This window comes from uncultured Bradyrhizobium sp., from assembly GCF_936928535.1.
Taxonomy (GTDB): Bacteria; Pseudomonadota; Alphaproteobacteria; order Rhizobiales; family Xanthobacteraceae; genus Bradyrhizobium.
Map to the genome: position 1 here is coordinate 37,369 of NZ_CAKZHY010000145.1, position 9,245 is coordinate 46,613.

6 protein-coding genes are annotated in these 9,245 nt (G+C 65.3%); 4 read left to right on the forward strand and 2 right to left on the reverse strand.

Features of this window, described 5'->3' with window-relative positions:
• Window positions 1-51 precede the first annotated feature (51 nt).
• Together pheS and pheT are read left to right on the forward strand one after the other, a co-directional pair.
• Entirely contained in the window at window positions 52-1,134 is a 1,083-nt protein-coding gene (pheS, locus tag Q0687_RS28635; RefSeq protein WP_298884652.1) for a phenylalanine--tRNA ligase subunit alpha, read from the forward strand.
• Complete coding sequence (gene pheT, locus Q0687_RS28640) at window positions 1,131-3,539, forward strand: phenylalanine--tRNA ligase subunit beta (RefSeq protein ID WP_298884654.1); 2,409 nt, start codon at window positions 1,131-1,133, stop codon at window positions 3,537-3,539. The genes pheS and pheT overlap by 4 nt, the downstream gene beginning before the upstream one ends.
• Window positions 3,540-3,730: 191 nt before the next feature.
• Here the strand turns inward: pheT and Q0687_RS28645 are convergent, their stop codons facing one another.
• A complete protein-coding gene (locus Q0687_RS28645; RefSeq protein ID WP_298884656.1) occupies window positions 3,731-5,122 on the reverse strand; it encodes an FAD-dependent oxidoreductase in 1,392 nt (463 codons plus the stop codon).
• A gap of 189 nt (window positions 5,123-5,311) precedes the next feature.
• Here Q0687_RS28645 and Q0687_RS28650 point away from each other — a divergent pair, with 189 nt between their 5' ends.
• A complete protein-coding gene (locus Q0687_RS28650) occupies window positions 5,312-6,280 on the forward strand; it encodes a YiiX/YebB-like N1pC/P60 family cysteine hydrolase (protein ID WP_298884658.1) in 969 nt (322 codons plus the stop codon).
• Between the two features lie 151 nt (window positions 6,281-6,431).
• Here the strand turns inward: Q0687_RS28650 and Q0687_RS28655 are convergent, their stop codons facing one another.
• On the reverse strand, window positions 6,432-6,707 hold the full coding sequence (locus Q0687_RS28655) for a metal-sensitive transcriptional regulator (RefSeq protein ID WP_298884659.1): 276 nt from the start codon (window positions 6,705-6,707) through the stop codon (window positions 6,432-6,434).
• A 50-nt stretch (window positions 6,708-6,757) separates the two neighbouring features.
• Between Q0687_RS28655 and Q0687_RS28660 the strand changes: the two genes are divergently transcribed.
• A complete protein-coding gene (locus Q0687_RS28660) occupies window positions 6,758-9,205 on the forward strand; it encodes a heavy metal translocating P-type ATPase (protein ID WP_298884662.1) in 2,448 nt (815 codons plus the stop codon).
• Window positions 9,206-9,245: the final 40 nt, after the last annotated feature.

Genomic DNA, 9,245 nt, shown 5'->3' on the forward strand with positions numbered 1-9,245 from the left:
CGCCCTTCGGGCGGCGACAACCCAGCCGAATTTAGAGCCAAGGATTTGACCGTGTCCGACCTCGCAACGCTCGAAACATCCATCCTCGATCAGATCGCCGCCGCCGGCGATGAAGCCGCGCTCGAAGCGGTGCGCGTCTCAGCCCTCGGCAAGAAGGGCTCGATCTCGGCGCTGCTGGCCACGCTCGGCAAGATGTCGCCCGACGAGCGCAGGACCCAGGGCGCCGCGATCAACCAGGCCAAGGACAAGGTCACCGAGGCGCTCGCCGCACGGCGCGACGTGTTGAAGTCCGCAGCGCTCAATGCGCGGCTCGCATCCGAGACGGTCGACGTCACGCTGCCCTTGCGCGATGCGCAAGCCGAGGCCGGCCGCATCCATCCTCTGAGCCAGGTCTGGGACGAGCTGACCACGATCTTCGCCGACATGGGCTTCTCGGTCGCCGAAGGCCCCGACATCGAGACCGACGATTACAACTTCACCAAGCTGAATTTCCCGGAAGGCCATCCGGCGCGCGAGATGCACGACACGTTCTTCTTCCATCCGAAGGAAGACGGCTCGCGCATGCTGCTGCGCACCCACACCTCGCCGGTGCAGGTGCGCACCATGCTGAGTCAGAAGCCGCCGATCCGCGTGATCTGCCCGGGCCGCACCTACCGCATCGACTCGGACGCGACCCACACGCCGCAATTCCACCAGGTCGAAGGCCTCGTCATCGACAAGCATTCGCATCTCGGCCACCTCAAATGGATCCTGCACGAGTTCTGCAAGGCATTCTTCGAGGTCGACCACATCAACATGCGTTTCCGTCCCTCGTTCTTCCCGTTCACGGAGCCGTCGCTGGAAGTCGACATCCAGTGCCGCCGCGACAAGGGCGAGATCCGCTTCGGCGAGGGCGACGACTGGCTCGAGATTCTCGGCTGCGGCATGGTGCATCCAAATGTGCTGCGCGCCTGCGGCATCGATCCCGACGAGTACCAGGGCTTCGCCTGGGGCATGGGCATCGACCGCATCGCCATGCTCAAATACGGCATCGCCGACCTGCGCCAGCTGTTCGACAGCGACGTCCGCTGGCTAAGCCATTACGGCTTCAAACCACTCGAAGTGCCGACACTTGCCGGAGGGCTGAGCTCGTGAAATTCACCCTCTCCTGGCTGAAGGATCATCTAGATACTGACGAGCCGCTGGAAAAGCTCGCCGACAAGCTCACCATGATCGGGCTCGAGGTCGAGAACATCGAGGACAAGGCGAAGGCGCTGAAGCCCTTCACCATTGCGAAGGTGATCTCGGCCGAGCAGCATCCCAACGCCGATCGCCTGCGCGTCTGCATGGTCGACACCGGCGACGGTGGTGCGCCCGTGCAGGTGGTGTGCGGCGCGCCGAATGCGCGCGCCGGGCTCGTCAGCGTGTTCTCACCGCCCGGCACCTACATTCCCGGCAAGGACATCACGCTCGGCGTCGGCACCATCCGCGGGGTCGAGAGCCGCGGCATGCTGTGCTCGGCGGCCGAGCTGCAGATCTCCAACGACCATGACGGCATCATGGAATTGCCGGCGGATGCGCCGATCGGCGCCGGTTACGCCGAATGGGCCGCGCTCGGCGATCCCGTGATCGAGATCAATCTGACGCCGAACCGGCAGGACTGCACCGGCGTGCATGGCATCGCGCGCGACCTCGCCGCCGCCGATATGGGCAAGTTCAAGGATCCCGGCATCAAGCCGATCAAGGGTGAATTCCCGTGTCCCGCGAAGGTCACGGTCGAGGACGCCAATCTGTGCCCGGGTTTTGCGCTCCGCCTCGTGCGCGGCGTCAAGAACGGTCCGTCGCCGGAATGGCTGCAGAAACGGCTGACCGCGATCGGGCTGCGCCCGATCAACGCGCTGGTGGATATCACCAACTTCATGACCTACGACCGCGCGCGCCCGCTGCACGTGTTCGACGCCAAGAAAGTGAAGGGCAATCTCGTCGTGCGCCACGCCCGCGACGGCGAGACGCTGCTCGCGCTCGACGGCCGCACCTACAATCTCGATCCCTCGATCTGCGTGATCGCGGATGAGCACGGCGTCGAATCGCTCGCCGGCATCATGGGCGGCGAAGCCTCGGGCTGCGATGAGAACACCACTGACGTCCTGATCGAGTCCGCGCTGTGGAACGAGATCAACATCGCCCATACCGGCCGCAAGCTCGGCATCACCTCGGACGCGCGCTATCGCTTCGAGCGTGGCGTCGATCCGGCCTTCATGGTGCCGGGGCTCGAGCTCGCCACCAGGTTGGTGATGGAACTGTGCGGCGGCACGCCGTCGGAAAACGTCGTGGTCGGCAAGAGCTTCGGCGATGACCGCATCATCGATTTCCCCGTCACCGAGGTGAAGCGGCTCTCCGGGATCGAGGTGCCGATGCCGGAGATGAAGCGCATCCTCACGCATCTCGGCTTCATGATGGCAGGGCCGGGCCCGGTCGTGAAAGTTGCGGTGCCGTCGTGGCGCACCGACGTGCACGGCAAGGCCGACATCGTCGAGGAAGTCGTTCGCATCTATGGCGTCGACAAGGTGCCGATGACACCGTTCGAGCGCGGCGAGGACGCGCGCAAACCGGTGCTGACGCCGCTTCAGCTTCGCACCCGCCGTGCCCGGCGCGCGCTGGCGAGCCGCGGCATGACCGAGGCCGTGACGTGGTCCTTCATCACCAACACGGCCGCGAAACTATTCGGCGGCGGCCAGCGCGAGCTGGAAGTGGCGAACCCGATCGCCGCTGACCTCTCCGACATGCGGCCGAGCCTGTTGCCGGGACTGGTCGCAGCCGCGCAGGCCAATACCGATCGCGGCTATGGCGACGTCGCGTTGTTCGAGGTCGGCCAGGTCTTCAGGGGCGATCGCCCGCAGGATCAGTTCATGGTGGCGAGCGGTGTGCGCCGTGGCCTTGCCTCGTCGGAAGGACTGGGCCGGCACTGGTCGGGCTCTGATCAGGCTGATGTGTTCGACGCCAAGGCCGATGCGCTCGCCGTGCTGGCTGCGGCCGGCGCGCCGATGCAGGCGCTTCAAATCGTCGCCGGTGGTCCCGCCTGGCTGCATCCCGGTCGCTCCGGCACGATCCAGATCGGGCCGCAGAACGTGCTCGGCTATTTCGGCGAGATGCATCCGCGTGCGCTTGAAACCCTCGGCGCCGACGGTCCGGTCATCGTGTTCGAGGTGATCCTCGACCGTATTCCGGAAGCCAAGAAGAAGCCGACCCGCGCCAAGCCGCTGATCGAGCTTTCGGCCTTCCAACCTGTGTCGCGCGACTTCGCCTTCATCGTCGACCGCAGCGTGAAGGCCGGCGAGATCGTCCGGGCGGCGCAAGGTGTCGACAAGAAGCTGATTACCGGCCTCATTGTGTTCGATGTTTATGAGGGCAAGGGCATCGACGACGGCAAGAAGTCGGTCGGCATCGCCGTGACGATCCAGCCGCGCGAGAAGACGCTGACCGATCAGGAGATCGAGGCAGTCGCCGCCAAGATCGTGGCCGAGGTCACGAAGAAGACCGGCGGCACGTTGCGGGCGTGAGGCGATAATTCTTTCAGCAGGTCGTCCTGGCGAAAGCCAGGACCCATTGCCCCGCTCAGCGCTATCGCGAACAGGTCACCACGGGTCTTCGCCAAACGACCCTACGGGGCAATGGGTCCTGGATCTGCGCTCCGCTCTCGACAACGCTGCGCGTTGCCGAGAGCTGCGCTTGTCCAGGACGACGCGGAAATTTAGCGCGGCCGCGGAGTGCGCCGCCGCTTCGTCGACTGCGTCGGCACCTCGGCCGGCTCGTCCCTGATCGCGCCGATCTTGCGCAGGGCGGCGTCTGCGGCGCGCTCGCCGCTGTCCCAGGCGCCGTCGACGGTACCCCACAGTGTCTCATGCGTGGCTTCGCCGGCGAGGAAGAGATTGCCGATCGGCTCGGTCAAGACCTTTCGCGAGAGCTGGCCGCCAGGCGACGACGCCGACATCGCGCCCATGACATAGGGCGAAGCGTTCCAGCGCGTCACCGCGGTTTTCTTCACGGCGGCAGCGGCCTCGCTGCCGAACAGCTTTGTGACCCACTCCTTCGCGAAGGCCGTCATCGCGCCCTCGCCCTGCTCCGAGAGATCGCGGCCGAACGAGCCGCCGACATCGATCGAGCACAGCGAGGATCCGCCGATGTTGGCATACATCAGTGCGGTCCGCGTCGAGTTGCTTTGTTCGATCAGGATGTCGTCACGCGACAGCCCGAGCGGATTTCCCGGTAACTGCACCACGATGTGATCGTAGCTGCCGAGCGTGAGCTTCGACACCGCATCCAGCGTGCGCTTGGGAATATCAGGCGCGAACTTGATCGCACCTGACATGAGCACATTGGTCGACACCGTGATGATGGCGGCACGCGCGGCGATCTTGCCGGCTTGCGTCTCCACGCTGACATCGCGATTGCTCCAGACGATCCGGCTGGCGGGCGTCGACAGCACAGTCGGCACCTGCTCGCCGAGCTTGGCGATCAGAGTGCCCAGACCCTGGCGACAGGCGATCGGGGCATTGCGGTCCTGCGCGCGTGCCTTGTCGATCGCGGACAGCTCCTTCAAATCCTTGCCGGCAAAGCTCGCGCCGAGCAGGAACTCCGCCGCGCCCGCCCAGTCGCCGAGATCCTTCGGCAGCACCGATGCGCATGATGTGTCGAGCTTGCCGCGCGCGGCCTCGTCGATGGCCCTGTTGGCGCGCACCAGCGCCGCCAGAAACTCCTCGGTCTCGCCCGCGCGCGCATTGCGGCGGCCGATGCGCATCTTCTGGCCCGACGGTGCCGGGGAGACATCGAGCCCGGCGCTGCGCGCGAGCCGGATCATCGGGTTGGTGTCCGGATTGTGCATCCAGCGTGCGCCGCGATCGAACGGCACGTCGAAGGTGGAGACATCCGTGATGCACCGCCCACCGAGCTGCGAGGCCGCCTCCACCACCACGACCTTGCGATTGGCCGCCATGACGCGCCGCGCCGCAGCGATGCCGGCCGCGCCGGCGCCGATCACGACAATGTCAGCCTCACGCGGCAAGGGCGCGGCCGCAGCGCGCAGGACCGGCGCGGACATAAAGGCCGCCGACGCCGATAGGAAGCTGCGGCGCGTGATTGTCATGTCATGGTTTCCGGAGACTTGCGGCGAACGGGAACAGCCCGCGAACCTTGCCGCATCTGATGTTGCGCAGCAACCATCATGGTGAATCAATCGTGCTTGAACTCACAGAGCCATGAACCGAATTGCAACAGGTTTCGACCATGATACAGATGGAAAAAAAGACGGCCAGAAAGGCCACCGGGGGAGTTCATGGGGACGGTCCTAGATTCAGTCGGAAAGGTGATAGCCGCCTACCTCTCGAAAGAGGTGCCGGGCTATGAACCGTTCACACCCAGCGACCCCGAGCATCTGCGCGGCGTGATCCAGCCCGGCGACGTCATGCTGGTCGAGGGCAACAACCGCATCTCCGGCATCATCAAATATCTGACGCAATCGACCTGGTCGCACGCCGCGCTCTATGTCGGCCCGGTCGAGGGCGCGGTCGAGCCCGACGGCGAGCCGCACGTGCTGATCGAGGCCAATATCGGCGAGGGCGTCACCTCCGCGCCGCTGTCGAAATACTTCCCCTATCATACCCGCCTCTGCCGTCCGGTCGGGCTGTCCTACGAGGATCGCAACACGGTCTGCCGCTATGCGATCAACCGCATCGGCTTCGGCTACGACACCAAGAACATCCTGGACCTGATGCGCTTCCTGTTCCCGCTGCCGGTGCCGCAGCGCTGGCGGCGGCGCATGATCGCACTGGGTTCGGGCGATCCGACCAAGATCATCTGCTCGGCGCTGATCGCGCAGGCCTTCGATGCCGTGCGCTATCCGATCCTGCCGAAGATCACCAAGGCCGGCAGCCGCGCCGCTCGCCGCGAGATCCTGCACATCCGCGATTCCTCGCTCTATATGCCGCGCGACTTCGACATCTCGCCCTATTTCGAAGTCGTCAAACCCACCATCGTGCACGGCTTCGACTACACAGCCTTGCACTGGGCCGACAAGCAAAAGCCGCTCGAGGAGGTAGCGGGCTCATTCGGTGTGTTTCCAGAAGCGCTCCGTGCGCCGCCGCTCGTTCCTGAAGCGATTGACGAAGAAACGCAGGTTGAGGCTGAGCAAGTAGACGCGGCAACAGTCGACCACGCCACCGACTCCGAGCATGTCCCGCTGCTGAAGAGGCTCGCGATGTATCGCCCGCGGCGCCGGGGGCGGACGAGAGAGCGGGCGGCATAGCAGCCGTCGTCCAGGCGAAAGCCGGAACCCATACCGCGTGACCTATCGAGCGCGGGCGGTAAAAGTACCGAACGACGAGTCTTCGCCAAACCACTCCCTGTGGTTATAGCTCCCGGCTTTCGCCGGAACGACGCTGAGGAGGGAGCCGGGCCTACCGCTCCGCCCGCCCGATCACTGCCATCAGCTCCGCGATCTTTTCCCGCTGGTCCGCCTTGTCGCCGGTGGCGATTGCGTGCTCGACGCAGTGCGCGACGTGGTCCTTCAACACTTCTTCCTCGACCCGGCGCAGCGCGGCGCGCACCGCCGAGATCTGCGTGACGATGTCGATGCAGTAGCGGTCCTCGTCGACCATTTTCTGGAGACCGCGAACCTGGCCCTCGATCCGGCCGAGACGTTTTCCGACGGATGCCTTGATGTCTTTGCGCATGCGGCCTATATACCCCTACCGGGTATAGGTTACAAGGCCGGAGTGCAGGAATGAGCGACGCGGATCACAGCCATCATCATCACAAGGACACGCAGTCCGGCTGCGGCTGTTCCGCCAAAGCCGCGGCATCGGCGCCCAAACCTGCCACCTCGTCCTGCTGCGGCGGGCACGGCGATCATGCCGGCGACGCGCACGACCACGGCGCTGTCGCAAAGGTCCTCGATCCCGTCTGCGGCATGAGCGTCGATCCTGCGACGTCAAAACATCGCTTCGAGCATCACGGCGAGACCTTCCATTTCTGCTCGGCCGGCTGCCGCACCAAGTTTGTCGCCGATCCCGCCAAGTATCTTGCGAATGAGAAGGCGGGCGAGCCGAAGCTGCCTGAAGGCACCATCTACACCTGTCCGATGCATCCGGAGATTCGCCAGATCGGACCCGGTAGCTGCCCGATCTGCGGCATGGCGCTGGAGCCTGATGTGGTGAGCCTGGAGTCAGGTCCCAATCCTGAGCTCGCCGACATGACGCGGCGGTTCTGGATTGGCGGCGCGCTGGCACTGCCGCCTGTCGTGCTGGAGATGGGCGGCCATCTCGCGGGGCCGCACAACTGGATCGATCCGACGCTGTCGAACTGGATCCAGCTTGTCTTCGCGACGCCCGTGGTGTTGTGGGCCGGCTGGCCGTTCCTGGTGCGCGGCTGGCAGTCGCTGCTGACCCGCAACCTGAACATGTTCACGCTGATCGCGATGGGCACCGGCGTTGCCTATGTCTACAGCCTGATCGGCACCCTTGCGCCGCAGGTTTTCCCTGAAGCCTTCCGCGGCCATGGGGGCGCGGTCGCCGTCTATTTCGAAGCCGCTGCCGTCATCACCGTCCTGGTCCTGCTCGGCCAGGTTCTGGAGCTGCGCGCCCGCGATGCGACCTCAGGCGCGATCAAGGCGCTGTTGCAGCTTGCGCCAAAGACTGCGCGGCGCATCGATGCTGACGGCAGCGAGCACGAGGTCGAGATTGATACGCTCCACGCGGGCGACCGCCTGCGCGTTCGTCCCGGCGAGAAAGTGCCGGTCGACGGCGTCATCCTGGAAGGACGCTCGTCGCTCGATGAATCGCTCGTCACCGGCGAATCCATGCCTGTGACCAAGGAGGCTGGCGCCAAGGTGATATCAGGCACGCTCAATCAATCGGGCAGCTTCATCATGCGCGCCGACAAGGTCGGGCGCGAGACGCTGCTGTCGCAGATCGTGCAGATGGTCGCGGACGCGCAGCGCTCGCGCGCGCCGATCCAGCGGTTGGCCGATCAGGTCGCGGGCTGGTTCGTGCCGACGGTGATTCTCGTCGCCATCATTGCGTTTGCCGCGTGGGCCTGGTTTGGGCCGGAGCCACGGCTGGCCTTCGGCCTGGTTGCTGCCGTGAGCGTGCTAATCATCGCCTGCCCCTGTGCGCTGGGCCTGGCGACCCCGATGTCGATCATGGTCGGCGTCGGCCGCGGCGCGCAAGGAGGCGTGCTGATCAAGAACGCCGAGGCGCTGGAACGGATGGAGAAAATCGACACGCTGGTGGTCGATAAAACGGGAACGCTGACCGAGGGCAAGCCCAAGGTGGTTGCGATCGTGCCGACGTCAGGCTTTGCCGAGGATGACATCCTGCGGCTTGCGGCCAGTGTCGAGCGCGCCAGCGAGCATCCGTTGGCTGACGCGATCGTACGTGCGGCAAAGGAGCAGCAGATCGCTCTCGGTTCGGTCGAAGCGTTCGACTCGCCGACCGGCAAGGGCGCGACCGGCGAGGTCGACGGCAAGACCATCGTGCTCGGCAATGCAAAATATCTCTCGTCGATCGGTATCGACACCAAATCGCTTGATGGCGAGGCCGAACGCCTGCGCGGCGACGGCGCCACGGTCATCAACATGGCTGTCGATGGTGCGATCGCCGGCCTGTTCGCGATCGCCGATCCGGTCAAGGCCTCGACGCCGGAAGCGCTGAAGGCACTCGCGGCCGAAGGCATCAAGGTCATCATGCTGACCGGCGACAACCGCACGACGGCGGAAGCCGTGGCGCGCCGGCTCGGCATCGCCGACGTCGAAGCCGAAGTGCTGCCGGACCAGAAGAGCGCAGTGGTGACGAAGCTGCAAAAGGCCGGGCGCAGCGTTGCGATGGCCGGCGACGGCGTCAACGACGCGCCGGCCCTTGCCGCAGCCGAGGTTGGCATCGCCATGGGCACCGGCACAGATGTGGCGATGGAAAGTGCCGGCGTCACCCTGCTCAAAGGCGACCTCACAGGCATCGTCCGGGCGCGAAAACTGTCGCAGGCGACGATGAGCAATATCAGGCAGAACCTGTTCTTCGCCTTCATCTACAATGCCGCAGGTATCCCGATTGCGGCCGGCATCCTCTATCCGACCTTCGGCGTTCTGCTGTCGCCGATCATCGCAGCCGCCGCGATGGCGCTGTCCTCGGTGAGCGTGGTCGGCAACGCCCTGCGGCTGCGCGCGACGCGGCTGTGACGGTTTCCTCTCCCTCTCCCCGTTCTTACGGGGAGAGGGT